This is a genomic window from Novosphingobium sp. ERN07 (genome assembly GCF_012641335.1).
GTDB lineage: Bacteria > Pseudomonadota > Alphaproteobacteria > Sphingomonadales > Sphingomonadaceae > Novosphingobium.
Window position 1 is genome coordinate 34,030 of record NZ_JABAID010000009.1, and the last position, 23,707, is coordinate 57,736.

The 23,707-nt window shown below is 61.3% G+C and carries 31 protein-coding genes and 1 tRNA gene; 28 read left to right on the top strand and 4 right to left on the bottom strand.

The genetic code is table 11. The features are described from left to right. Positions 1-3: 3 nt before the first annotated feature. From rplD to alaS, 27 genes are all read left to right on the top strand, one after another. Positions 4-627, top strand: a complete 624-nt coding sequence (gene rplD, locus HGI47_RS13155) for a 50S ribosomal protein L4 (RefSeq protein WP_168853228.1) — start codon at positions 4-6, stop codon at positions 625-627. Beyond that, the gene (locus HGI47_RS13160) at positions 620-922 is read left to right on the top strand and encodes a 50S ribosomal protein L23 (RefSeq protein WP_168853229.1); all 303 of its coding nucleotides are present in this window, start codon (positions 620-622) and stop codon (positions 920-922) included. Before rplD ends, HGI47_RS13160 begins: the two co-directional genes overlap by 8 nt. Before the next feature lie 10 nt (positions 923-932). Next, positions 933-1,769, top strand: coding sequence for a 50S ribosomal protein L2 (gene rplB / locus HGI47_RS13165; protein WP_168853230.1), 837 nt, complete (start codon positions 933-935; stop codon positions 1,767-1,769). Positions 1,770-1,775: 6 nt separating this feature from the next. Further along, entirely contained in the window at positions 1,776-2,054 is a 279-nt protein-coding gene (gene rpsS / locus HGI47_RS13170; protein ID WP_039334365.1) for a 30S ribosomal protein S19, read from the top strand. Further along, a complete protein-coding gene (rplV, locus tag HGI47_RS13175) occupies positions 2,054-2,431 on the top strand; it encodes a 50S ribosomal protein L22 (RefSeq protein ID WP_168853231.1) in 378 nt (125 codons plus the stop codon). The genes rpsS and rplV overlap by 1 nt, the downstream gene beginning before the upstream one ends. Positions 2,432-2,433: 2 nt before the next feature. After that, on the top strand, positions 2,434-3,129 hold the full coding sequence (gene rpsC, locus HGI47_RS13180; protein ID WP_168853232.1) for a 30S ribosomal protein S3: 696 nt from the start codon (positions 2,434-2,436) through the stop codon (positions 3,127-3,129). 22 nt (positions 3,130-3,151) lie between these two features. Then, positions 3,152-3,586, top strand: a complete 435-nt coding sequence (gene rplP / locus HGI47_RS13185; protein WP_144902025.1) for a 50S ribosomal protein L16 — start codon at positions 3,152-3,154, stop codon at positions 3,584-3,586. A gap of 11 nt (positions 3,587-3,597) precedes the next feature. Beyond that, positions 3,598-3,804 carry a 50S ribosomal protein L29 gene (gene rpmC / locus HGI47_RS13190; protein ID WP_039334358.1) on the top strand — a complete coding sequence of 69 codons (207 nt, stop codon included), beginning with the start codon at positions 3,598-3,600 and terminating at the stop codon, positions 3,802-3,804. A 10-nt stretch (positions 3,805-3,814) separates the two neighbouring features. Next, on the top strand, positions 3,815-4,084 hold the full coding sequence (gene rpsQ / locus HGI47_RS13195; protein WP_168853233.1) for a 30S ribosomal protein S17: 270 nt from the start codon (positions 3,815-3,817) through the stop codon (positions 4,082-4,084). Positions 4,085-4,200: 116 nt separating this feature from the next. Beyond that, entirely contained in the window at positions 4,201-4,569 is a 369-nt protein-coding gene (rplN, locus tag HGI47_RS13200; RefSeq protein ID WP_168853234.1) for a 50S ribosomal protein L14, read from the top strand. Continuing rightward, entirely contained in the window at positions 4,569-4,886 is a 318-nt protein-coding gene (gene rplX / locus HGI47_RS13205; RefSeq protein ID WP_168853235.1) for a 50S ribosomal protein L24, read from the top strand. Before rplN ends, rplX begins: the two co-directional genes overlap by 1 nt. After that, complete coding sequence (rplE, locus tag HGI47_RS13210) at positions 4,879-5,460, top strand: 50S ribosomal protein L5 (protein ID WP_168853236.1); 582 nt, start codon at positions 4,879-4,881, stop codon at positions 5,458-5,460. Before rplX ends, rplE begins: the two co-directional genes overlap by 8 nt. Before the next feature lie 28 nt (positions 5,461-5,488). Then, complete coding sequence (gene rpsN, locus HGI47_RS13215) at positions 5,489-5,794, top strand: 30S ribosomal protein S14 (protein ID WP_168853237.1); 306 nt, start codon at positions 5,489-5,491, stop codon at positions 5,792-5,794. Between the two features lie 10 nt (positions 5,795-5,804). Continuing rightward, positions 5,805-6,200, top strand: a complete 396-nt coding sequence (gene rpsH, locus HGI47_RS13220) for a 30S ribosomal protein S8 (protein ID WP_168853238.1) — start codon at positions 5,805-5,807, stop codon at positions 6,198-6,200. Next, positions 6,200-6,733, top strand: a complete 534-nt coding sequence (gene rplF, locus HGI47_RS13225; protein WP_168853239.1) for a 50S ribosomal protein L6 — start codon at positions 6,200-6,202, stop codon at positions 6,731-6,733. Before rpsH ends, rplF begins: the two co-directional genes overlap by 1 nt. Beyond that, positions 6,733-7,083, top strand: a complete 351-nt coding sequence (gene rplR / locus HGI47_RS13230) for a 50S ribosomal protein L18 (protein WP_168853240.1) — start codon at positions 6,733-6,735, stop codon at positions 7,081-7,083. Before rplF ends, rplR begins: the two co-directional genes overlap by 1 nt. Before the next feature lie 2 nt (positions 7,084-7,085). Continuing rightward, entirely contained in the window at positions 7,086-7,796 is a 711-nt protein-coding gene (gene rpsE / locus HGI47_RS13235) for a 30S ribosomal protein S5 (protein WP_168853241.1), read from the top strand. 6 nt (positions 7,797-7,802) lie between these two features. Next, complete coding sequence (gene rpmD / locus HGI47_RS13240; RefSeq protein WP_168853242.1) at positions 7,803-7,979, top strand: 50S ribosomal protein L30; 177 nt, start codon at positions 7,803-7,805, stop codon at positions 7,977-7,979. Between the two features lie 170 nt (positions 7,980-8,149). After that, a complete protein-coding gene (gene rplO / locus HGI47_RS13245) occupies positions 8,150-8,665 on the top strand; it encodes a 50S ribosomal protein L15 (RefSeq protein ID WP_168853243.1) in 516 nt (171 codons plus the stop codon). A gap of 149 nt (positions 8,666-8,814) precedes the next feature. Next, the gene (secY, locus tag HGI47_RS13250) at positions 8,815-10,182 is read left to right on the top strand and encodes a preprotein translocase subunit SecY (protein ID WP_168853244.1); all 1,368 of its coding nucleotides are present in this window, start codon (positions 8,815-8,817) and stop codon (positions 10,180-10,182) included. A 31-nt stretch (positions 10,183-10,213) separates the two neighbouring features. Next, entirely contained in the window at positions 10,214-10,864 is a 651-nt protein-coding gene (locus tag HGI47_RS13255) for an adenylate kinase (protein ID WP_168853245.1), read from the top strand. A gap of 45 nt (positions 10,865-10,909) precedes the next feature. Then, the gene (locus tag HGI47_RS13260) at positions 10,910-11,662 is read left to right on the top strand and encodes an SRPBCC family protein (RefSeq protein WP_168853246.1); all 753 of its coding nucleotides are present in this window, start codon (positions 10,910-10,912) and stop codon (positions 11,660-11,662) included. Between the two features lie 151 nt (positions 11,663-11,813). Next, the gene (gdhA, locus tag HGI47_RS13265) at positions 11,814-13,169 is read left to right on the top strand and encodes an NADP-specific glutamate dehydrogenase (RefSeq protein WP_168853247.1); all 1,356 of its coding nucleotides are present in this window, start codon (positions 11,814-11,816) and stop codon (positions 13,167-13,169) included. Between the two features lie 302 nt (positions 13,170-13,471). Then, the gene (gene recA / locus HGI47_RS13270) at positions 13,472-14,542 is read left to right on the top strand and encodes a recombinase RecA (protein ID WP_168853248.1); all 1,071 of its coding nucleotides are present in this window, start codon (positions 13,472-13,474) and stop codon (positions 14,540-14,542) included. A gap of 141 nt (positions 14,543-14,683) precedes the next feature. Then, on the top strand, positions 14,684-15,310 hold the full coding sequence (locus HGI47_RS13275; RefSeq protein ID WP_168853249.1) for a glutathione S-transferase family protein: 627 nt from the start codon (positions 14,684-14,686) through the stop codon (positions 15,308-15,310). Positions 15,311-15,325: 15 nt separating this feature from the next. Beyond that, positions 15,326-16,150, top strand: coding sequence for a trans-aconitate 2-methyltransferase (locus tag HGI47_RS13280; RefSeq protein ID WP_168853250.1), 825 nt, complete (start codon positions 15,326-15,328; stop codon positions 16,148-16,150). Positions 16,151-16,193: 43 nt separating this feature from the next. After that, positions 16,194-18,839 carry an alanine--tRNA ligase gene (alaS, locus tag HGI47_RS13285; protein WP_168853251.1) on the top strand — a complete coding sequence of 882 codons (2,646 nt, stop codon included), beginning with the start codon at positions 16,194-16,196 and terminating at the stop codon, positions 18,837-18,839. 43 nt (positions 18,840-18,882) lie between these two features. Here the strand turns inward: alaS and HGI47_RS13290 are convergent, their stop codons facing one another. After that, complete coding sequence (locus HGI47_RS13290) at positions 18,883-20,667, bottom strand: cation:proton antiporter (protein ID WP_168853252.1); 1,785 nt, start codon at positions 20,665-20,667, stop codon at positions 18,883-18,885. A gap of 129 nt (positions 20,668-20,796) precedes the next feature. Then, positions 20,797-22,020, bottom strand: coding sequence for an NADP-dependent isocitrate dehydrogenase (locus HGI47_RS13295; protein ID WP_168853253.1), 1,224 nt, complete (start codon positions 22,018-22,020; stop codon positions 20,797-20,799). A gap of 198 nt (positions 22,021-22,218) precedes the next feature. On the opposite strand from HGI47_RS13295, the gene HGI47_RS13300 reads away from it, so the two are divergent. Beyond that, positions 22,219-22,983, top strand: coding sequence for a crotonase/enoyl-CoA hydratase family protein (locus HGI47_RS13300; RefSeq protein WP_168853254.1), 765 nt, complete (start codon positions 22,219-22,221; stop codon positions 22,981-22,983). A gap of 89 nt (positions 22,984-23,072) precedes the next feature. Here the strand turns inward: HGI47_RS13300 and HGI47_RS13305 are convergent. Next, positions 23,073-23,147 (bottom strand) — tRNA-Val (locus HGI47_RS13305). Positions 23,148-23,260: 113 nt separating this feature from the next. Then, positions 23,261-23,644 (bottom strand): cell cycle two-component system response regulator CpdR, encoded by a 384-nt coding sequence (cpdR, locus tag HGI47_RS13310; RefSeq protein WP_168853255.1) that lies wholly within the window; start codon positions 23,642-23,644, stop codon positions 23,261-23,263. Positions 23,645-23,707: the final 63 nt, after the last annotated feature.

A 23,707-nucleotide genomic window follows, 5' to 3' on the forward strand; every position in this document is an offset into this window, starting at 1 on the left:
GTCGTGAAGGTTCAGGTCCTCAATCTCGACGGCACTGCCGGCAAGGGCGAAGTGGAACTGTCGGAAGACGTGTTCGGTCTCGAGCCGCGCGCCGACATCCTGCATCGCGTCGTCACCTGGCAGCTCGAAAACCGTCGCGGCATTGCCCGCAAGGCGCGTGAGCGTTCGGACGTTGCGCGCACCGGCAAGAAGTTCGGTCGCCAGAAGGGCGGCGGTACGGCTCGTCACGGTGACCGCAAGGCACCGATCTTCATCGGTGGTGGTAAGGCTCATGGTCCCCGCGTTCGCGAGTTCAACATCTCGCTGAACAAGAAGGTTCGTGCGCTCGGCCTGAAGATGGCGCTTTCGAGCAAGGCCAAGGCTGGTCTGGTGATCGTCGATACGCTCGACGTGGATGCCAAGACCAAGGCTCTGGTCGGCCAGCTCGCCAAGGCGAACTGGGGCAAGAAGGTTCTCGTGATCGACGGTGAAGCCGTGAACGACAACTTCGCCAAGGCTGCCCGCAATATCGTCGGCGTCAACGTGCTGCCCGCCATCGGTGCCAACGTGTACGACATCCTGAAGCATGACACGCTGGTGCTGACGCGCGCTGCTGTCGAAAAGCTGGAGGCGCGTTTCAATGGCTAACGCAATCGACACGCGGCACTATGACGTGATCGTGGCTCCCCACATCACCGAAAAGGCAACGCTGCTCAGCGAAAACAACGCCGTGGTCTTCAAGGTTGCCGAAAAGGCGACCAAGCCGGAGATCAAGGCAGCGGTTGAAGCCCTGTTCAACGTCAAGGTCACCAAGGTGAACACCCTGACGCAGAAGGGTAAGACCAAGCGCTGGAAGGGCAAGCCCTACAAGCGCACCGACGTCAAAAAGGCTGTCGTGACCCTGGCCGCAGGCCAGTCGATCGACGTCACCAGCGGTATCTGAGGCGCAGCACATGGCACTCAAGAGCTATAATCCGACCAGCCCCGCCCGGCGCGGCCTGATCCTCGTCGACAAGTCGTCGCTGTGGAAGGGCAAGCCCGTCAAGGCTCTTACCGAAGGCAAGAGCAAGACCGGTGGCCGTAACAACAAGGGTCACGTCACTTCGCGCGGTATCGCCGGTGGCCACAAGCAGAAGTACCGCTTCATCGACTTCAAGCGTCGTAAGTGGGACATGCCGGCTACTGTCGAGCGTCTGGAATATGACCCCAATCGCACTGCGTTCATCGCTCTCATCAAGTATGAAGACGGCGAACAGACCTACATCATCGCACCGCAGCGTCTTGCGGTTGGTGACACGGTTGTCGCTGGCGAAAAGACCGACGTGAAGCCTGGCAATGCCATGCTGCTGTCGCAGATGCCGGTTGGTACCATCATCCACAATGTGGAGATGAAGCCGGGCAAGGGCGGTCAGATCGCACGTTCGGCAGGCACCTATGTCCAGCTCGTCGGTCGTGACCGCGGTATGGTCATCGTTCGTCTGAACTCTGGTGAGCAGCGCTACCTGCGTGGCGACTGCATGGGGACCGTTGGCGCGGTTTCGAACCCCGACAACGCCAACACCAACCTTGCGAAGGCCGGTCGTAACCGCTGGCTGGGCAAGCGTCCGCTGACTCGCGGCGTCGCGAAGAACCCGGTCGATCACCCGCACGGTGGTGGTGAAGGCCGTACTTCGGGTGGCCGTCATCCTGTGACGCCGTGGGGCAAGCCGACCAAGGGCGCCCGCACCCGTCACAACAAGTCGACGGACAAGATGATCATCCGTTCGCGCCACGCGAAGAAGAAGAGGTAAGACCACATGGCACGTTCCGTCTGGAAGGGCCCCTTCGTCGACCTGCATCTGCTGAAGAAGGCCGAGGCCGCTCACGATGCAGGATCGCGCGCTGGCGCCATCAAGACCTGGTCGCGTCGTTCGACCATCATTCCGCAGTTCGTTGGCCTGACGTTCAACGTCTACAACGGGCACAAGTTCATCCCGGTTTCCGTCTCTGAAGAGATGGTCGGCCACAAGCTTGGCGAATTTGCGCCCACGCGCACGTTCCCCGGCCATGCCGCTGACAAGAAGGGCAAGCGCTGATGAGCAAGCCTAAGGCACCCCGTCGCGTTGGCGACAAGGAAGCGCTGTCGGTTGGCACGCAGATCCGTGGTTCGGCGCAGAAGCTGAACCTGGTGGCGTCGCTGATCCGCGGTCACAAGGCCGAAGACGCGATGAACATCCTCGCCTTCTCGAAGAAGGCGATGGCGGTTGATGCCCGCAAGGTGCTCGCTTCGGCGATTGCCAACGCGGAAAACAACCACAACCTCGACGTCGATGCTCTGGTCGTGGCGGAAGCCTCGGTCGGCAAGTCGATCACGATGAAGCGCTTCCACACCCGTGGCCGCGGCAAGTCGACCCGCATCTTGAAGCCGTTCTCGCGTCTTCGGATCGTGGTTCGCGAAGTTGAGGAGGCCTGATCATGGGTCACAAGTCGAACCCCATCGGTCTGCGCCTGCAGATCAACCGCACCTGGGACAGCCGCTGGTACGCGGAAGGCCGCAACTATGCGCAGATGCTCAAGGAAGACCTTGAGATCCGCAAGTTCATCGTTTCGAGCCTGCCGCAGGCAGCGATCTCGAAGGTGGTGATTGAGCGTCCGGCCAAGCTGTGCCGCGTGTCGATCTATGCCGCTCGTCCCGGCGTCATCATCGGCAAGAAGGGCGCGGACATCGAAAAGCTGCGCTCGAAGCTGGCCACGATGACCGGCAGCGACGTGAAGCTGAACATCGTCGAAATCCGCAAGCCGGAAATCGATTCGAAGCTCGTCGCTCAGGGCATCGCTGACCAGCTGGTCCGCCGCGTTGCTTTCCGTCGTGCGATGAAGCGCGCCGTGCAGTCCGCTCTGCGTCTGGGTGCCGAAGGCATCAAGATCACCTGCGGCGGCCGTCTTGGCGGTGCTGAAATCGCCCGCGTCGAATGGTATCGCGAAGGCCGGGTTCCGCTGCACACGCTGCGCGCGAACATCGACTACGCCGAAGCCGAGGCGCTGACCGCTTATGGCATCATTGGCATCAAGACCTGGATCTTCAAGGGTGAGATCCTCGGTCACGATCCGATGGCGCAGGACCGACTGATGATGGAAGCGCAGACTTCCGGCGTCCGTCCGGCACGCTGAGCCTCGAGGGTAGAGAAGCACCATGCTGCAACCGAAGAAGACCAAGTTCCGCAAGACCTTCAAGGGCCGTATCCACGGCCTGGCCAAGGGTGGTACGGACCTGAACTTCGGCTCCTACGGCCTCAAGGCCCTGGAACCGGAGCGCGTCACCGCTCGCCAGATCGAAGCGGCTCGCCGCGCGATCACGCGCCACATCCGCCGTCAGGGCCGCCTGTGGATCCGCGTGTTCCCGGACGTGCCGGTTTCGAAGAAGCCTGCCGAAGTCCGTCAGGGCAAGGGCAAGGGTTCGATCGAATACTGGGCAGCCCGCGTTAAGCCGGGTCGCATCCTGTTCGAACTGGACGGCGTTCCCGGCCCGCTGGCGGCCGAAGCGTTCAGCCGCGCCGCGATGAAGCTGCCGATCAAGACGAAGGTCGTCGCCCGCCTGGGTGACACTTCGCACCTTGGCGGCGAGTGATTGGGAGTCGAATGATGGCCAAGATCGAAGACCTTCGCGCCAAGAGCGACGACCAGCTTAACGCTGAACTCGCCGAACTGAAGCGCGAGCAGTTCAACCTGCGTTTCCAGGGCGCGACGAACCAGCTTGAGCGCCCCGCGCGCATCAAGGAAGTCCGTCGCGACATCGCGCGCATCAAGACGCTGCAGACTGAGCGTTCTCAGTCGGCCCAGGCGTAAGGAAGCCAATATGCCCAAGCGTATTCTGGTCGGAACCGTTGTTTCCGACAAGACCGACAAGACCGTGGTCGTGAAGGTCGAGCGTAAGGTGAAGCACCCGCTCTACGGGAAGATCATCCGCCGCTCGAAGAAGTATCACGCCCACGACGAGGCGAATGCCTTCAAGACCGGCGAGACCGTGCGCATCGAGGAGACCGCGCCGATTTCGAAGCTGAAGACGTGGAAGGTCATCGACCGCGTTCAGGCCGGCAAGGGCACCGCTCTCGAAGCGGACGTCTGATAGGTCGTCAGCCAAGTTAGGGGTTGCTTCGCGGCGAAAGTCGTGTAGCGGCCCCTGCTACCTGTTTTGGAACTGCCGGACTGGTTCCGGCAAGCCAGTGAGAAGGAACCGGATCAATGATCCAGATGCAATCCAATCTCGACGTGGCGGACAACAGCGGCGCCAAGCGCGTCCAGTGCATCAAGGTGCTGGGTGGCTCAAAGCGTCGGTTCGCAAGCGTCGGCGACATCATCGTGGTGTCGGTGAAGGAAGCGCAGCCGCGCGCCCGCGTTAAGAAGGGCGACGTGCACCGCGCTGTTATCGTGCGCACGAAGAAGGACGTCCGCCGTTCCGACGGTTCGGTCATCCGCTTTGATGGCAATGCTGCCGTGCTCGTCGGCAAGAACGAAGAGCCCATCGGCACCCGTATCTTCGGACCTGTTGTTCGCGAACTGCGCGGCAAGGGCTTCATGAAGATCATCAGCCTCGCGCCGGAGGTGCTGTAATGGCCGCCGCAAAGATCAAGAAGGGCGATACTGTCGTCGTTCGTTCGGGCAAGGACAAGGGCCGCACCGGAACGGTGCTGCAAGTTCTTCCGAAGGATGAAAAGGTTGTCGTGCAGGGCGTGAACATCGCCGCGCGTCACCGCAAGCCGAGCCAGACCAACCCGCAGGGTGGCATCGATCGCTTCGAAGCGCCGATGCACATCTCGAAGGTTTCGGTAGCTGACAAGGATGGCAAGGCCACCCGCGTCCGCTTCGAAGAACGCGACGGCAAGAAGGTCCGTGTGGCCGTCAAGTCCGGGGAGGCCATCGATGGCTGACAAGTACGTTCCGCGTATGCGGTCGAAGTATGACGCCGAGATCGCTGCCGCGATGCAGGCAAAGTTCGGCTACAAGAACGCGATGGAAATCCCGCGCATCGAAAAGATCACGCTGAACATGGGCGTGGGCGAAGCGAGCCAGGACAAGAAGAAGGTTACGACCGCAGCTGCCGAAATGGAGCTGATTGCCGGTCAGAAGCCTGTCATCACCAAGGCGAAGAAGTCCATCGCGCAGTTCAAGCTGCGTGAAGGCATGCCGATCGGTTGCAAGGTTACCCTGCGCCGTGAACGCATGTACGAATTCCTCGACCGTCTCATCACCATCGCAATGCCCCGCATCCGCGACTTCCGTGGCCTGAACCCGAAGTCGTTCGATGGTCGTGGCAACTACGCGATGGGTCTGAAAGAGCAGATCATCTTCCCGGAGATCAGCTACGACCAGATCGAGAAGGTGCGCGGCATGGACATCATCGTCACCACCTCTGCCAAGACCGACGAGGAAGCGCGCGAGCTGCTTCGCCTGTTCGGTTTCCCGTTCCCGCAGGATGCTGCTGAACAGCAGCAGGCCGCCTGAGCCAGTTCTAGGAAAGAGCTTAAGTCCAATGGCGAAACTGAGTTCGATCAACAAGAACGAGAAGCGCAAGGCTCTCGTTCAGAAGTATGCGGCGAAGTACGCTGCGCTGAAGGCCCAGGCCGACGATGAATCGCTCGATGAAACCGAGCGGCTCATTGCCCGTCTGAAGATGGCACAACTTCCGCGCAACGCGAACCCGACCCGCGTCCGCAACCGTTGCAACACCACCGGCCGCCCGCGTGGCTATTATCGCAAGTTTGGCCTGTGCCGCATCGAATTGCGTGACCTGGCCAACAAGGGGCTTATCCCCGGCGTGACCAAGTCGAGCTGGTAAGGATCATCCGATGGCAATGACCGACCCCCTGGGTGATATGCTCACCCGCATCCGCAACGGCCAGCAGGCGAAGAAGGATTCCGTCCTTTCGCCCGCTTCGAAGCTGCGTGCGCACGTGCTCGAAGTCCTTCAGCGTGAAGGCTACATTCGCGGTTTCTCGGAGGACACCACTGGTGCCCACCCGCAGCTGCGCATCGAGCTGAAGTATTTCGAAGGTGCACCTGCGATCAAGCATGTTGCCCGTGTCTCCAAGCCTGGCCGTCGCGTCTATTCGGGTTCCAAGGAACTTCCGGTTATCCGCAACGGCCTTGGCATCACCATCGTCTCGACGCCGAAGGGCGTGCTTTCGGATGCCGAAGCACGTGCTGCCAACGTCGGTGGCGAAGTGCTTGCGGAGGTGTTCTGATGAGCCGCATCGGCAAAAAGCCGGTGACGATCCCTGGTGGGGTCACCGCGAACATCGCTGACGGCGTGCTGACCGTGAAGGGCCCGAAGGGCACCCTGACGCTCGCGCTCCGTGACGAAATCAGCTACACCGTCGATGGTGATAGCATCCTCGTGAAGCCTGCGAACGACACCAAGTCGGCCCGTGCTTTCTGGGGCATGCAGCGCACCCTCGTCGACAACCTCGTGACCGGCGTCACGCAGGGCTACACCAAGGTTCTTGAAATCACCGGCGTCGGCTATCGTGCCAACGCGCAGGGCAAGAACCTGAAGCTGCAGCTTGGCTACAGCCATGACGTCGATTTCGCGGTGCCGGAAGGCATCGAGATCAAGACCCCTGACAACACCACGGTGGAAATCTCGGGTATCGACAAGCAGAAGGTCGGCCAGGTTGCCGCCGAGATCCGTCGCTGGCGCAAGCCCGAGCCCTACAAGGGCAAGGGTATTAAGTACCGCGGCGAGTTTATCTTCCGCAAGGAAGGGAAGAAGAAGTAATGGCAAAGCTGTCTCTCTTCGAACGCCGCCGCCGGCGTGTCCGTACCGCGCTCAAGGCGCGCTCGGGCGGTCGTCCTCGTCTGTCGGTGCATCGCTCCGGCCGTCACATCTACGTCCAGATCATCGACGACGCACAGGGCAAGACGCTTGCCGCTGCTTCGACGCTTGTAAAGGGCGAGAAGTCGATCGGCGCGAATGTCGATGCTGCCGCCAAGGTTGGCACCGAGATCGCCGAAAAGGCCAAGGCCGCCGGCATCACCACTGTCGTGTTCGATCGCGGCGGGTTCCTGTTTCATGGCCGCGTCAAGGCGCTGGCCGATGCCGCCCGTGAAGGCGGGCTGGAGTTCTGACAATGGCTGACGAAACCAACCTGGAAGTCGCCGCCCCGGCCGAAGCAACCGGCGGTGAGCAGCGTGAAGGTCGCGGTCGCGGTCGCGGTCGTGGCGGGAATGATCGTGGTGGCGAACGCGGTGGCCGTGGCCGTCGCGATGACCGTCGCGGTCGTGGCAACAACGACGAGGAAGGTGGCGAGGAGCTGATCGAAAAGCTCGTTCACATCAACCGCGTCTCCAAGACCGTCAAGGGCGGCAAGCGCTTCGGCTTTGCAGCACTCGTCGTGGTCGGCGACGGCAAGGGCCGTGCAGGCTTCGGCAAGGGCAAGGCTCGCGAAGTGCCTGAAGCGATCACCAAGGCTACTGCCGCTGCAAAGCGCGCAATGGTCCGCGTGCCGCTGAAGGAAGGCCGCACCCTGCACCATGACGGCAAGGGCCGTTTCGGCGCTGGCAAGGTGAACGTACGCACGGCGCCCGCCGGTACGGGCATCATCGCCGGTGGTCCGATGCGCGCCGTGTTCGAAAGCCTTGGCGTTGCCGACGTGGTGACCAAGTCGGTCGGCACGTCCAACCCCTACAACATGATCCGCGCCACCTTCGACGCACTGACCGACCAGACTTCGCCGAAGTCGGTTGCGCAGCGTCGTGGCAAGAAGGTTGCTGATCTGCTCGGTCGTGGTGGTGCTTCGCAGGTCGAAGCCGAAGCTGCTGCCGAAGCCATCGCGGAGTAATCGGTCATGGCAACGATCAAGATCAAGCAGATCGGTTCGCCGATCCGTCGCCCGGAAAGCCAGAAGAAGATTCTGGTTGGTCTGGGCCTGGGCAAGATGAACCGCGTGGTCGAGTTGGAAGACACGGCCGAAGTGCGCGGCGCCATCGCCAAGCTTCCCCACATGGTGGCCGTGGTCGACTGACCATTGCTTCCCTGATGGAAAAACGGGACGCCCCGGCCGTGTGCCGGGGTTTTCCTTTGGGGCCGGGAGCGTGGTGCTTCGTCAGGTCCTGGAGGGGTGACAAGCCGGGGCCGATCGTCTAGGCGCGCAACCTTCCGAAGCGCGACTCAAAGCGAAAGCGAGTGCAAGACATGAAACTGAACGAACTTAACGACAACTATGGCGCCCGTAAGGGCCGTATGCGCGTGGGCCGTGGTATCGGCTCGGGCAAGGGCAAGACTGCCGGTCGCGGCCAGAAGGGTGCCAAGGCGCGTTCGGGCGTCAGCATCAATGGCTTCGAAGGTGGCCAGATGCCGCTCCACATGCGCATCCCGAAGCGCGGCTTCAACAACATCTTCGCCAAGGACTATGCCGAAGTGAATCTGGGCATGATCCAGAAGGCGATCGATTCCGGCAAGCTCGACATTTCGGGCACCGTCGATCACAGCGCACTGAAGGCTGCTGGCCTCGCTCGTGGTGGCAAGGACGGCGTGCGTCTGCTCGGCAAGGGTGAACTGACCGCCAAGGTGGCGTTCTCGGTTGCCGGCGCATCGAAGGGCGCTGTTGCCGCGGTCGAAAAGGCTGGCGGTTCGGTGGCGATCCCCGAAGCGGGGCCGAGCGAAGCCGAAAAGAAGGCGGCTCGCGCCGCTGCCAACAAGGCCAAGTAAGCAAATTCCGGTCCCCGTCCGCCAGTCGGGCGGGGATTTCGGCATTGCAGGGGTTCGACTTTCGCGACCCCACACTATATGGGCTAGCTCATGACGTCGGAGACCCTGAGGCATCGGCCCGGTCTCGCAGCAAGGCTTAGAACCCCGAAATGGCATCACGCGCCGACAATATCGCCAGCAACCTGAATCTGGCCAACTTCTCCAAAGCGACCGAGCTGAAGAAGCGCATCTGGTTTACGGTGGGCGCGCTCATCGTGTTCCGCTTCCTGAGCTTCGTCCCGCTGCCGGGTGTGAACCCGCTGATCATGGAGACGCTGTACGACCAGACGCGGGGCGGCGTTCTCGATATTTTCAATGCGTTTTCGGGCGGTTCGCTCGAACGCATGAGCCTCATTGCCTTGGGTGTGATGCCCTATATCACGGCGTCGATCGTGGTGCAGCTTGCCGCCTCGCTTCATCCTGCGCTTGCCGCGATGAAGAAGGAAGGCGAAAGCGGGCGCAAGAAGCTCAACCAGTACACCCGCTATGGCGCGGTGCTACTAACCGCCATTCAGGGCTGGGTGCTCGCCTCCGGGCTGGAAGCATACGGCGCGTCGAGCGGTCTGCAGGCGGTGGTAAACCCCGGCATCCTGTTCCGCGTCGGTGCGGTGATCTCGCTGATCGGCGGCACGATGTTCCTGCTGTGGCTTGGTGAACAGATCACCTCGCGCGGGATCGGCAACGGCGTTTCGCTGATCATCATGGCAGGCATCGTTGCGCAGTTGCCGAAGTTCTTCGGCAACCTGTTCGAAGGCGGGCGCACGGGATCGATCTCGCCGTTCCTGATCGTTGGCATCGTGATCATGCTGATCGGTCTGGTGCTGGGGATCTGCTTCTTCGAACGCGCCACGCGGCGGCTTCTGATCCAGTATCCCAAGCGGGCAACGCAGCGCGGCATGATGCAGGCCGACAGCAGCCACTTGCCGTTGAAGCTCAACACTGCGGGCGTGATCCCTCCGATCTTCGCCAGCTCGCTGCTGCTGCTGCCGCTGACGATCACGCAGTTCGCCGGAAACTCGATCTCGCCTGACACGACGATGGGCCAGGCGATCGTCACGCTGAACCAGTACCTTGGGCACGGCAAGCCGCTGTACATGCTGCTTTATGCGCTGGGCATCATCTTCTTCTCGTTCTTCTACACCGCCGTGGTGTTCAACCCGGAGGAAACGGCCGAAAACCTGAAGAAGAACGGCGGGTTCATTCCGGGCATCCGTCCCGGCAAGAACACCATGAACTACTTAGACTATGTGCTAACTCGCATCACTGTGCTGGGTGCGGCATATATCACCGTGGTTTGCGTGGTGCCGGAGTTCATCATGGCCGAAACCGGCATGGGCGCGGTGTTCTTTGGCGGCACCAGCCTGCTGATCGTGGTCAACGTGACGGTCGATACAATCACCCAGATCCAGTCGCATCTGCTGGCGCACCAGTATGGCGATCTGATCAAGAAGGCGAAACTGAAGGGCAGGCTGCGCTGAAGGCAGCAGTCGCAAGAGGGGAAGAGTTAGCGTGAACATCATCCTGTTGGGCCCTCCGGGCGCGGGCAAGGGCACCCAGGCACAGCGTCTGGTCGAACGCCACGGCATGAAGCAGCTTTCGACCGGCGACATGTTGCGCGCCGCCGTGAAGGCCGAAACGCCGGTGGGCCTGAAGGCCAAGGCCGTGATGGAAGCGGGGCAGCTTGTTTCGGATGAGATCGTCTCAGCGCTGATCGGTGATGAACTTGACGCGATGCCTGCCGGACAGGGCGCGATCTTCGATGGCTACCCGCGCACGGCACCGCAGGCGGAATCGCTCGACGCGATCCTCGCAAGCCGTGGCCGCAAGCTGGATCATGTGATCGAACTCGACGTGAACGAGGATGCGCTGGTTGAGCGCATTACCGGTCGTTACACCTGTGCTTCGTGCGGCAAGGGGTATCACGACACGTTCGAGAAGCCCGTTGTTGAGGGCACCTGCGACAAGTGCGGTGGCCACGAGTTCAAGCGCCGTCCTGACGACAACGAGGAAACCGTGCGCACGCGCATGGCTGAATATCGCGCCAAGACTGCACCGATCCTGCCGATCTACGAAACGCAGGGCATCGTCTCGCGGGTCGATGGCATGGCCGATATGGACGAGGTTACAGCGGCCATTGAGGCGATCCTCGGCACGCGCTAACAGACGGACGTAGCCGCCCGTTCTGGGCGGGCGGAGACTCCGGTAATGCGCATCACGGCAATTCTTCTTGCGGCGGGGCTTGCTGGCTCCGCCGCTTCTGCGTCTGCCGAAGTCACGCTGAAGAACGACAGCGGTTTCGTTTCGCGCGTGACCGCCGAAGTGGCGGCATCGCCAGCTGAGGCGTGGAAAGCGCTGACTACACCGTCATCGTGGTGGAACGCGCAGCACACCTTTTCGGGCGATGCGGCGAACATGACGCTCGATCCCAATGCAAACGGCTGCTTTTGCGAAAAGCTGCCCGTGCCAAAGGATGCACCTGCCGGGCAGAAGCCGGGATCGGTGATGCACATGCGCGTGGTCTATGCAGAACCCTATCGCGCTTTGCGCATGGTTGGCGGATTGGGCCCGCTCCAATCCGAAGCCGTGAACGGGACCATGACCATAACGTTCAAGCCTGTGGACGGCAGCGGCGGCAAGGCGACGCGGATTTTGTGGGAATACGTGGTCGGCGGCTTCATGCGCTACAAGCCTGACATGATTTCGGGCGCGGTGGACAAGGTGCTGGCCGGGCAACTTGATGGGTTGGTGAAGCTGCTGGGGCCGGCACAACCCATAGCCGAAATGGCAGCGCCTGCGATTGCGGCCGAGCCGGTCAGCGCTGAGCCGGCGGTGGCGGAAGAGGCGGCTAGTTATACTCCCGACCCAGAGCGGGACGAGGAAGCCGCCGGGCAGTCGGTAAAATCCGCGCTGGACAAGCTTTTTCCGAAAAAGAATGGCGATACGCCTTCAGGCAGATGATTTGGCGTTCCACCGCTTTCACCCACGGCAAAACACGCTAGTCTTCGTGTGACAAAAGATTGCGACTCGGCATCTGCTGCCGAAGCCGCACGCGCGGGCCGCACCATACCGCAGCAGGAGCGATGAGGCTCCGTGGGAAGGGGGAAGCACCGTGGCCGTATCCGATCATGTCGATTTGCCGACGTTCATGGAAGGCGTGAAGAAGCGCAATCCATATCAGCCCGAATTTGTCCAAGCCGTGCAGGAAGTGGCTGAGGACATCTTTGAGTTCATTCAGGACAAGGAAGAGTATCACGCCCAACAGATCCTGCGGCGCATTGCCGAGCCGGATCGCGTGGTTTCTTTCCGCGTGTGCTGGGAAGACGACAACGGCAACGTCCGCGTGCAGCGCGGATGGCGCGTGCAGAACAACAACGCAATCGGGCCATACAAGGGCGGCATCCGCTTTCACCCCAGCGTGACTGAATCAGTGCTCAAGTTCCTCGCGTTCGAGCAGACTTTCAAGAACGCGCTGACCGGGCTGCCAATGGGCGGCGGCAAGGGCGGATCGAACTTCAACCCCAAGGGCAAGAGCGTGCGCGAGATCATGCGCTTCTGCCAGAGCTTCATGACCGAACTCTATCGCCATATCGGGGCAGACGTTGACGTTCCGGCAGGCGACATCGGCGTGGGCGGGCGCGAAATCGGCTTCATGTTCGGCCAGTATAAACGCATCACCAACAACTTTACCGGCGTGCTGACCGGCAAGGGGCTGGAGTGGGGCGGTTCGCTGATCCGCACCGAGGCAACCGGGTATGGCGCGGTCTATTTCTTGGCCAATATGCTGGCGACCAAGAGCGAAGACCTGATCGGCAAGACCGCTGTCATCTCCGGTTCTGGCAACGTGGCGACGCACGCTGCGGAAAAGATCGTCCAGCTTGGTGGCAAGGTGCTGACGCTTTCGGATTCGGGTGGTTACATCCATGATCCTGACGGGATCGATCAGGAAAAGATCAACTGGGTGAAGAGCCACAAGACTCATCGCCGAGGCCGTATCGAAGAGTATGTCGAGGCTTTCCCCAAGGCGACGTTCGTGGCGGGCAAGACCCCTTGGGGCGTGCCGTGTGATGTGGCGCTGCCTTGTGCTACACAGAACGAATTGCTGGGCGATGATGCGCGCACGCTGATCGCCAATGGTTGCAAGGCCGTGGCCGAAGGCGCGAACATGCCGACCGATCTTGATGGCGTGCACGTGTTCAAGGCGGCGAGGATTCTCTATGCACCGGGCAAGGCATCGAACGCGGGCGGTGTTGCCGTATCGGGCCTCGAAATGAGCCAGAATTCCGAACGTCGTTCATGGCGCGAAGACGAGTTGCAGCAGATGCTGAAGGACATCATGGCGGGCATTCACAAATCCTGCCTGACCTATGGCGATCAGGGCGGCGGCTATATCGATTATGTGAAGGGTGCGAACATCGGCGGCTTCAAGAAAGTGGCCGATGCGATGCTGGCTTTCGGCGTGGTCTGACGCGTTCTGAAAGAAACCTGAAATCCGGGACCGGGCCTTGCGGCGAATCGTTCGTGCGCGGGGCCCGGTTCTTTCATTTTCGAAGCAGTTCTGTCGGGAGAAGTAGGCCGCAAAGTGCTGTTTTCCACTGCCCTTGCGCGCAATTGCATGACGGAAATCGCGTTCGCGGATAGAGACTTGACCACAGTTGCTTCCATAACGGAGAAATATTTTCGTTCCCCGCTTGTTCCATGGGAACGGAAGGGGTACACAACCCTTGTTGACGGTTCATGCGAGCCAACTCTAGCAAGGGGAACGAAGCCGTGGCGGCTCAGCTCAAGCTCATCGAGGAAGGTAAGATCAAGGACATGGATCGTCAGAAGGCGCTCGAAGCGGCCCTTGCACAGATTGACCGCGCGTTCGGCAAAGGCTCGGCTATGAAGCTGGGTTCCAAGGAAGCGATGCAGGTGGAGGCCATTTCCACTGGTTCGCTGGGGCTGGATATCGCGCTGGGCGTGGGCGGATTGCCGCGTGGCCGTGTGATCGAAGTCTATGGGCCGGAAAGCTCCGGCAAGACCACGCTGGCGTTGCACGTCATTGCCGAAGCGCAGAAAACGGGCGGTACGGCAGCTTTCATTGATGCTGAACACGCACTCGATCCGGTCTATGCCCGCAAGCTGGGCGTCAATATCGACGAACTGATCGTATCGCAGCCCGATACCGGTGAGCAGGCGCTGGAAATTACCGATACGCTGGTGCGTTCGAACGCCATCGACGTGCTGGTGGTGGACTCGGTTGCCGCGCTGGTCCCCCGTGCTGAAATCGAAGGCGAGATGGGCGATAGTCACGTCGGTTTGCAGGCCCGCCTGATGAGCCAGTCGTTGCGCAAGCTCACCGGTTCGATCAGCCGTTCGCGCTGCATGGTGATCTTCATCAACCAGCTGCGCATGAAGATTGGCGTGATGTACGGCAACCCTGAGACGACGACGGGCGGCAACGCGCTCAAGTTCTACGCTTCGGTCCGCCTCGATATCCGCCGCACCGGCCAGATCAAGGATCGTGACGAGATCGTAGGCAACGCCACGCGCGTGAAGGTGGTGAAGAACAAGGTGGCCCCGCCGTTCAAGCAGGTCGAATTCGACATCATGTATGGCGAAGGCATTTCCAAGATTGGCGAAATCCTCGATCTTGGCGTGAAGGCCGGCGTGGTGGAAAAATCCGGTGCCTGGTTCAGCTATGACTCGATCCGCATCGGGCAAGGGCGTGAAAACTCCAAGAGTTTCCTGCGTGATAATCCTGAGATCTGTAACCGCATCGAAGCCGCAATCCGTGGCCGCACCGATCAGGTTGCCGAAGGTCTGATGGTCGGCCCGGACGCGGACGACGACACCTGATCTTCAAGGCGGCAATCCGGCATTCCGGTGACCCAGCCAGACAAAAGGCCCGCGCGTTCCCCGGCAGGATCGCGCGGGCTTTTCGTTTGCGTTCGATGGGTTAGAGTTTAACCTTGCGATTAAACTTCCCGGAGAATCGCCATGAGTATTATCATTCATCATCTCAACAACAGCCGCTCGCAGCGCATCCTCTGGCTGCTGGAGGAATTGGGTGTCGATTACGAGATTCGCCACTATCAGCGCGACGCGGTGACAAACCTTGCTCCACCGGAACTGAAGGCCATTCATCCCCTCGGCAAATCGCCACTGCTGGAGATCGATGGACGGGTGATCGAGGAATCAGGCGCAATCGTGCAGGTTCTGTGCGAGCGTTATGGCAATGGCGCGTGGCTGCCCGCCGCTGGATCGGACGACGCACTGCGCCATCTCGAACTGATGCACTTTGCCGAAGGATCGGCCATGACACCGATCCTGCTTCAGCTCTACACGTCGCGGCTTGGCGATGCTGCTGCGCCGCTGAAGCCCCGCATCAATGAACAACTGGCGGCGCACTTCGGCTATATGGAGCATATTCTGCGCGCCTCCGGGCACTTTATCGGGGATGACTGGACCGGTGCGGATGTGATGCTCAGCTTCCCGGCGGAAATCGCGGTGATGCAGGGGGCGGGGGAACACTTTCCCAAATTGGCGGCGTTTGTCGCGGCGATCCGGGCGCGTCCGGCATGGCAACGTGCACGGGAAAAGGGCGGGGCGTATTTTGGTCAATAGTGGTGAGATAAAGCGATGACGGGCGCAAGAGACTGGCAGGGCACGGTGGGCCGCAGCTGGGCGGCGGAATGGCGGCGCACGGATGCGAGCTTTGCCGAACTGACGCCGCACTTGCTCGCCCTGATTGCCACACAACCGGGGGAATGCATTGTCGATGTGGGTTGCGGGGCCGGGGAACTATCGATCGCGTTGGCAGATGCGCGCCCAAATGCTTCTGTCGTGGGTATCGATATTTCTGCCGACCTGATCGATGCTGCCTCGGCCCGGACTGATCTTCCCAATCTCACTTTCGAACAGGCAGATGCCACGCAATGGCAGCCCCGGCAGCGCCCTGACCTTTATGTGTCGCGCCACGGTGTGATGTTCTTTCCCGATCCGCCGCAGGCTTTCTCGCATCTGGCGAGGGTTGCCGCTCCACATGCGCGCATTGTGTTTTCGTGTTTCCGCAAGGCGGTGGACAATGCGTGGGTAGTAGGCCTTGCAGAGCTTTTGCCAGCGGGTGATGTCCCTGTGGCGCAGCCGTTTCCGCCGGGGCCTTTTGCTTTCGCGGACCCCGATCATGTGCGCCGTTGCATGGCGGGTTGGCGCGATCACACGTTCACACCAGTCGACTTCCGTTACGTGGCGGGGCAGGGCGATGATCCGGTGGGAGAAGCTTTGGCGCTGTTCCGGCGAATCGGACCGGCGGCACCGGCGTTGCGCGACTTGCCGCAGAATGAGCGTTCCGGGCTGGAACGCCGGTTGCAAGACCTCGTTGAGGCCCATCTGGAAGGGGGGCGGGTGGTCTTTCCGGCTGCGGCCTGGCTGGTAACAGCTTCATCCGATCACCGTAATGGATGAAACGTGCTTGTAGCGCGCCGAACGCTGGCCTAATCGGCGCAACATGACTTCGACGAACGAAATCCGCCGCTCCTTTCTCGAATACTTCGGCTCGGCCGGGCACGATGTTGTGCAGTCCGCGCCGCTGGTGCCCTATAATGACCCGACGCTGATGTTCGTCAACGCGGGGATGGTGCCTTTCAAGAACGTGTTCACGGGTCTTGAAACGCGCGCCGTGCCGCGCGCTACGTCATCGCAAAAGTGCGTGCGCGCCGGGGGCAAGCACAACGATCTCGACAATGTGGGCTACACTGCGCGGCACCACACATTCTTCGAGATGCTCGGCAATTTCTCGTTCGGGGACTATTTCAAGGAGCAGGCGATCACCCATGCGTGGACGCTGCTGACGAAGGAATGGGGGCTGCCCAAGGACAAGCTCCTCGCTACCGTCTATCACACCGATGACGAGGCGTTCGAGCTGTGGAAGAAGATCGCGGGCCTACCCGAAGATCGCATCATCCGCATCGCGACCAAGGACAACTTCTGGGCGATGGGCGATGATGGCCCGTGCGGGCCGTGCTCGGAAATCTTCTTCGATCACGGCGATCACATCTGGGGAGGGCCTCCGGGATCGCCGGAAGAGGATGGTGACCGCTTTATCGAGATATGGAACCTCGTGTTCATGCAGTTCGAACAGACTGCGGGTGAGATCACGGGCAGCTTGCCGAAACCAAGCATTGACACCGGCATGGGGCTGGAGCGCATCGCGGCGGTGCTGCAGGGCGTGCACGACAACTATGATACCGACACGTTCAAGGCGCTGATTGCCGCGTCGGAAAGCCTGACCGGGGTCAAGGCAGCGGGCGAGCATACCGCCAGCCATCGCGTCATTGCAGATCACTTGCGCTCGACCAGCTTTCTGCTGGCCGATGGCGTGCTGCCATCGAACGAAGGGCGCGGCTATGTGCTGCGCCGGATCATGCGCCGCGCGATGCGTCATGCGCATTTGCTGGGCGCGAAAGACCCGCTGATGCACCGCTTGGTGCCCGCGCTGCTGGCAGAAATGGGCGCGGCCTATCCAGAACTGGGCCGGGCGCAGCCGCTGATCGAGGAAACGCTCCAGCGCGAGGAGGTGCAGTTCCGTCGCACGCTGTCGAACGGGCTGAAACTGCTCGACGAGGCGACCGGTGCGCTGCGGGAAGGCGATAAGCTGCCCGGTGAAACGGCATTCCGCCTCTACGATACCTATGGCTTCCCCTATGACCTGACCGAAGACGCCTTGCGCGCACGCGGCATCAGCGTAGATCGCGAAGGCTTTGATGGGGCAATGGCGCAGCAGAAGGCAGCGGCGCGTGCGGCGTGGAAGGGTTCGGGACAGGCTGCGGACAGCGAAGTGTGGTTCGACATCGCTGAGCGTGTCGGCGCGACCGAGTTCACCGGATATACCGCCACCACGGGCGAGGCGCAGATCGTTGCGCTGGTCAAGGACGGCAAGGAAGTGGATGGTGCAGGCGCGGGCGATGCTGTGACCGTCATCGTCAACCAGACGCCGTTCTATGGCGAAAGCGGTGGCCAGACTGGCGATGCGGGCACGATCACGGGTGCCGATGGACTGGTGCTGGCGGTGAGCGATACCGCCAAACCGCTTGGCCGCCTCCACGCGCACAACGCCAGCGTGACGAGCGGTTCGGTCAAGGTTGGCGATATGGTGAAGCTGGATATCGACGTGGCGCGCCGCGATGCGATCCGCGCGAACCATTCGGCCACGCACTTGCTGCACGCGGCGCTGCGCAACCGGCTTGGTGAGCATGTGACGCAGAAGGGTTCGCTAGTCGCGGCAGATCGCCTGCGCTTCGATTTCTCGCAGCCTACCGCGCTGACGGCCGAGGACATCGCCGCGATCGAAGCTGAGGTGAATGCTGAAATTCGCGCGAACGAGGTGGTTTTCACCCGCCTTATGAGTCCCGATGATGCCATCGAAGCTGGTGCGATGGCGCTGTTCGGTGAGAAGTATGGCGATGAAGTGCGCGTGCTTTCGATGGGCCGGGCAACCGACAAGCATTATTCGGTCGAACTGTGCGGCGGTACGCATGTGCGTGCGTTGGGCGATATCGGCGTGTTCCGCATCGTGAGCGAAAGCGCGGTATCTTCTGGCGTGCGCCGGATCGAGGCGCTGACTGGCGAGGGCGCGCGGCAGTGGTTCGTGGCGCGCGAAGATGCGCTGAAGAACACCGCGTCGATCCTGCGGACCACGCCGGAAGACGTTGAGGCGCGCGTTGCGGCACTGATGGACGAGCGCAAGAAGCTTGAACGCGAACTGGCCGAGGCGAAGAAAGCGCTGGCGCTTGGTGGCGGCGCGGCCAAGGCCGAGAACGCCGACGAGAACGTGAATGGCGTGATGTTCGCTGGCCAAGTGCTGGATGGGCTTGATCCCAAGGAACTGCGCGGGTTGCTGGATCAGGCGAAGCAGCGACTTGGTTCCGGTGTGGCGGTGATCGTTGCGGTGAACGACGGCAAGGCATCCATCGCTGCTGCCGTTACCGAAGATCTCGCCGGCAAGGTCAGCGCGGTTGATCTGGTTCGCGCGGGCGTCGAAGCACTGGGCGGCAAGGGCGGCGGTGGCCGCCCGGATATGGCGCAAGGCGGCGGGCCGGATGGCAGCAAGGCGGCAGACGCGATTGCTGCGGCTAAGGCAGTTCTGGCGGGCTAACACCACCCCCAACCCCCTCCTCTGAAGAGGAGGGGGCTTATCGTCAGCTCATGCGTTCGCGCAGCGTTGATGATTTCAGCTTGGGCATCTCGGCCAAGCCGCCGTCTTCCATGATCTGTTGACGGAATTCGTCGCGCTTTTCGTGGATCGAGGCGATGACGAGGCCCATCGGGAAGCCGAGATCGACCAGCACGGCTTCTGATAGCTGGAGCGAGCTTTCCAGCGTTTCCGGCACGGCATGGGTCACGCCCAGGCGATAGAGCTGTGCGGCATGGGCGGCATCGCGTGCGCGGACGATGATCGGCAGGGCGGGGTGCGATACGCGCAATTTCCTGACGATGCGCATGATCAGCACCGGTTCGTCCATCGTCAGCACCATTGATCGCGCGTTCTCCAAACCGAGGCGGGCAATGGCGTTTTCGCTGTCAACGTTACCGAACAGCACGGGGTAGCCCTGCTTACGCGCGGCCTTGACGATGCCCGGATCGGTATCGATGCCGATCCACGCTGCGCCGTGCACGGTCAGCATTTCACCCACCAGACGCCCGACACGGCCAAAGCCCATCACCACGATACGCTCGCCCTGCGGTTCGGGCACATCCTCTGCCTGTCCGGCATCGGCGGCACCACGCGCCACCACTTTGCCCCAGCGCTGGCCCAGCATGGCAAGAAGCGGCGTGATAGTCAGTCCGATGGCGGTCACGATCTGCCAGAACTGCGCGGTTTCGCGGTCGATCAGCGAGGCTTCGGCGGCAGTGGTCAGCACGATCAGGGTCGTTTCCGAAGGGCTGGCCATGAGGATGCCGGCTTCCAGTGCGGTGGCGCGTTCCTTGCCCATCGCACGCAGGGCGAACATCGTGACCAGCGCCTTCAGCACCACCACTCCGACCACGGCGAGCGTTAGCGGTCCGATCATCGACCATACCACGCGCAGGTCGATCCCCATGCCGATGGTAATCAGGAACACGCCGAGCGCGAGGCCCTTGAACGGTTTGGTGATCGATTCGACCTCGGTGTGATATTCGGTTTCGGCAATCAGCAAGCCGGCCAGCAAGGCCCCCATGATGGGGGAAAGGCCGACGAGCGAGGTGGAAAGGGCTGAGGCAATGACCACCAGCATCGTGGCCGCGAGGAACAGTTCGGGGCTTTTGGTTTGTGCCGCCTGTGCGAAAAGACGGGGTAGCAGCAAGCGTCCGCCAATTAGCAGAACCGCCACCACGATACCGCCATAGACCAGCGTTTCGCCAAGGCTTGGCCCTGCTGAATGCGCGGCATAGGGCGCAAAGGCACCCAGAATGAAGATGATCGGAACCAGCGCGATATCTTCGAACAGCAGCATCGATAGCGCCGCGCGCCCGACCGGCCCGTTCGTGCCTGCAATCGGCAGGACCAATGCGGTGGATGAAAGGGCCAAAGCGAGCCCAAGGCCGAATGCTCCGGACACTTGCAAACCGGTGGCCATAAGCACCATTGCAAGCAGGAAGGCCGAAACGCCAAGCTCCATCGCGCCAAGCCCGAAGACCAACCTGCGCATATCCCAAAGACGGTTGAACGACAGTTCCAGACCGATTTCGAACAGCAGCAGGATGATGCCGAATTCGGCAAAGGGCGTGATCGCGGCGGTATCGGATATCGTGAAATAGTAGAGCCACGGGAACTGCGGCACGAGCGCGCCAAGGCCATAAGGGCCAACCGCAAGGCCGACCAGAATGAAGCCGATGATCGGGGTGATACGGAACCGGGCGAAAGCCGGGATCACAATGCCTGCGGCACCGAGGATTACGAGAGCGTCGGAAAGTGCGGTTGTAGGTTCAAGATTGCCTGCCATCGTTGCAGGGTAGGCAAGGGGCCGGACTCTGTCACCCGTTAAGGTCTACTGATGGGGTAGAATTCTGAATCGAAAAAAGCCCCGGCGTGAACCGGGGCCTTTCGGTGTCCTTGCGGAAATTACGCAGGCTTACGCCCAGTTCTTCATTTCCGTTTCGAGGTTTTCGACGATGGCTTCGAAGAACTTCTCGGTGGTCATCCATGCCTGATCGGGGCCGATCAGCAGTGCCAGATCCTTGGTCATCTTGCCGCTTTCAACGGTTTCGATGCAGATGCGTTCGAGCGTTTCAGCGAACTTCACCACTTCGGGCGTTTCGTCGAACTTGCCGCGATACATCAGGCCGCGCGTCCATGCGAAGATCGATGCAATCGGGTTGGTCGAGGTCTGCTTGCCCTGCTGGTGCTGGCGGTAGTGACGGGTCACCGTGCCGTGGGCGGCTTCGGCTTCCACGGTCTTGCCATCCGGGGTCATCAGAACGGAGGTCATCAAGCCGAGCGAGCCGAAGCCTTGTGCAACGGTATCCGACTGCACGTCGCCGTCGTAGTTCTTGCATGCCCAGACGAACTTGCCCGACCACTTGAGCGCCGAGGCGACCATATCGTCGATCAGGCGGTGTTCGTAGACGATGCCGGCGGCAGCGAACTTTTCCTTGAAGCCTTCGGTGTCGAACACTTCCTGGAACAGATCCTTGAAGCGGCCGTCATAAGCCTTGAGAATGGTATTCTTGGTCGACAGGTACACCGGCCAACCAAGCCCGAGGCCATAGTTGAACGAAGCGCGGGCGAAATCGCGGATCGAATCGTCAAGGTTGTACATCGCCATTGCGACGCCGCCCGACGGGTAGTTGAAGACTTCGCGGTCGATCGTTTCGCCGTTGTCGCCTTCCCAGACGAGGCGCAGCTTGCCGGGGCCGGGGACGACGAAATCGGTGGCGCGATACTGGTCACCAAAGGCGTGACGGCCAACGACGATGGGATCGGTCCAGCCCGGAACCAGACGGGGCACGTTCTGGATCACGATGGGTTCGCGGAACACGACGCCGCCCAGAATGTTGCGGATCGTGCCGTTGGGCGACTTCCACATCGACTTGAGATCAAACTCTTCGACGCGGGCTTCGTCGGGCGTGATCGTGGCGCACTTCACGCCGACGCCGTACTGCTTGATCGCATTGGCGGAATCGATGGTGATCTGGTCGTCCGTCTCGTCACGCTTCTGAACCGAGAGGTCGTAGTACTTCAGATCAATGTCGAGATAGGGGAGGATCAGGCGTTCGCGGATCCATTCCCAGATGATCCGGGTCATTTCGTCGCCGTCGAGTTCGACGACCGGGTTCTTAACCTTGATCTTCGCCATAACCATCCTGTCTTTCAAGCTGGGGAGAGAAATTGCGCCATCCCTTAGCAGAGGCTTTGTGCGGCGCAAGGCAGGGGCGCAGGAAGACTTGGCGATTCGCGCAATATTTGGGGTGTGGGCACTGGACATGGCGGATATGGCGGGGCAATGTTTTAAGTGACCGGTTAAAGCCGGGCAGGTTTCCTTTGGAGAGATGCTATGAGCGAGGCGGAAGTCCTTACCCAAGTCGATGGCAACGTGCTGATCGTCACGATCAACCGGCCCGACGCGAAGAACGCGATGAACAAGGCGGCGGCTGAAGGCATCTCGGCGGCGATGGATCGTCTCGATGCAGAGGCTGATCTGCGCTGCGCGATCCTGACCGGGGCGGGTGGCACGTTCTGTTCGGGTATGGATCTGAAAGGGTTTTTGCGTGGCGAATCGCCTTCGATTCCGGGGCGCGGGTTTGGCGGACTGTCCGAATGGACGCCGAAGAAGCCGATCATTGCGGCGGTCGATGGCTATGCACTGGCGGGTGGCATGGAACTGGCGCTCTCGTGCGATCTTATTGTGGCGAGCGCATCCTCGAAGTTCGGCATTCCCGAAGCCAAGCGCGGGCTGGCGGCAGCGGCTGGCGGGCTAATCAAACTTCCGCGCCAGATCCCGCCGCGCATCGCAATGGAACTGGCGCTGACCGGCGATTTCATCACTGCGCAGCGGGCCTATGAACTGGGCTTCGTCAACCAGATTGTCGAAGGACCGTCGCTTGACGCCGCCAAGGCGCTGGCCGCGCGGATTGCGGAAAACGGTCCGCTGGCGCTGATCGCGTCAAAGGGCATCATTCGCGATTCGCACGAATGGACCGAGGCGGACATGTGGACCAAGCAGCAGGCCTACATCGCGCCGGTCTTCACATCGAGCGATGCGCGCGAAGGCGCGGCGGCCTTTGCCGAGAAGCGCAAGCCGAACTGGCAGGGCAAGTAAGCGGTGCAGGGCGAGGCGGCTTCGGCTGCCTTGCCTCCTTCTCTGCCGGACAAGAAAAAACCCCGCCATTGGCGGGGTTTTTCGTGCGATGGTGGGCGTAGCAAGGATTGAACTTGCGACCCCTACGATGTCAACATAGTGCTCTACCACTGAGCTATACGCCCGCACCATCGTGCTGTCCTTTGGCGTTTCGGCGGACCGTCACGCTGTTGGGAAGCGGCCCATTAGCCTTGGGGATGGGCCAAGGCAAGGGGTAAATTTCGGATGTGGTCGCTGGTCAGGGCTGGCGTGTTCCCGCGAACGGTACATCTTCGAAAACGCGCTCCACTTCGAGCACCAGATCCTTGAGATGAAACGGCTTGGACAGCACGCGGGCCTGGGGCGCTTCGCGATTCGCCTTGAGCGTGACGGCGGCAAATCCTGTGATGAACATGACTTTGGTGGCGGGGCTGATCTCGGCGCAGCGCTGCGCGAGTTCGATACCGTCCATTTCGGGCATCACGATATCCGACAGCAGCAGGTCAAAATGCTCGCGCTCCAGCAGCGGGACTGCCGCGGTTCCGCGATCAACCGCAGCCACGGAAAAGCCTGCATTTTCGAGCGCGCGAGTAAGGTAAGTGCGCATCGCCTCTTCGTCTTCAGCGAGCAGGATCCTGATCATGGCCAACCTGTATCTTTATGGTCATCGGTATGGGCGGAAACGCATATGTGTGCGTGTCGCTAC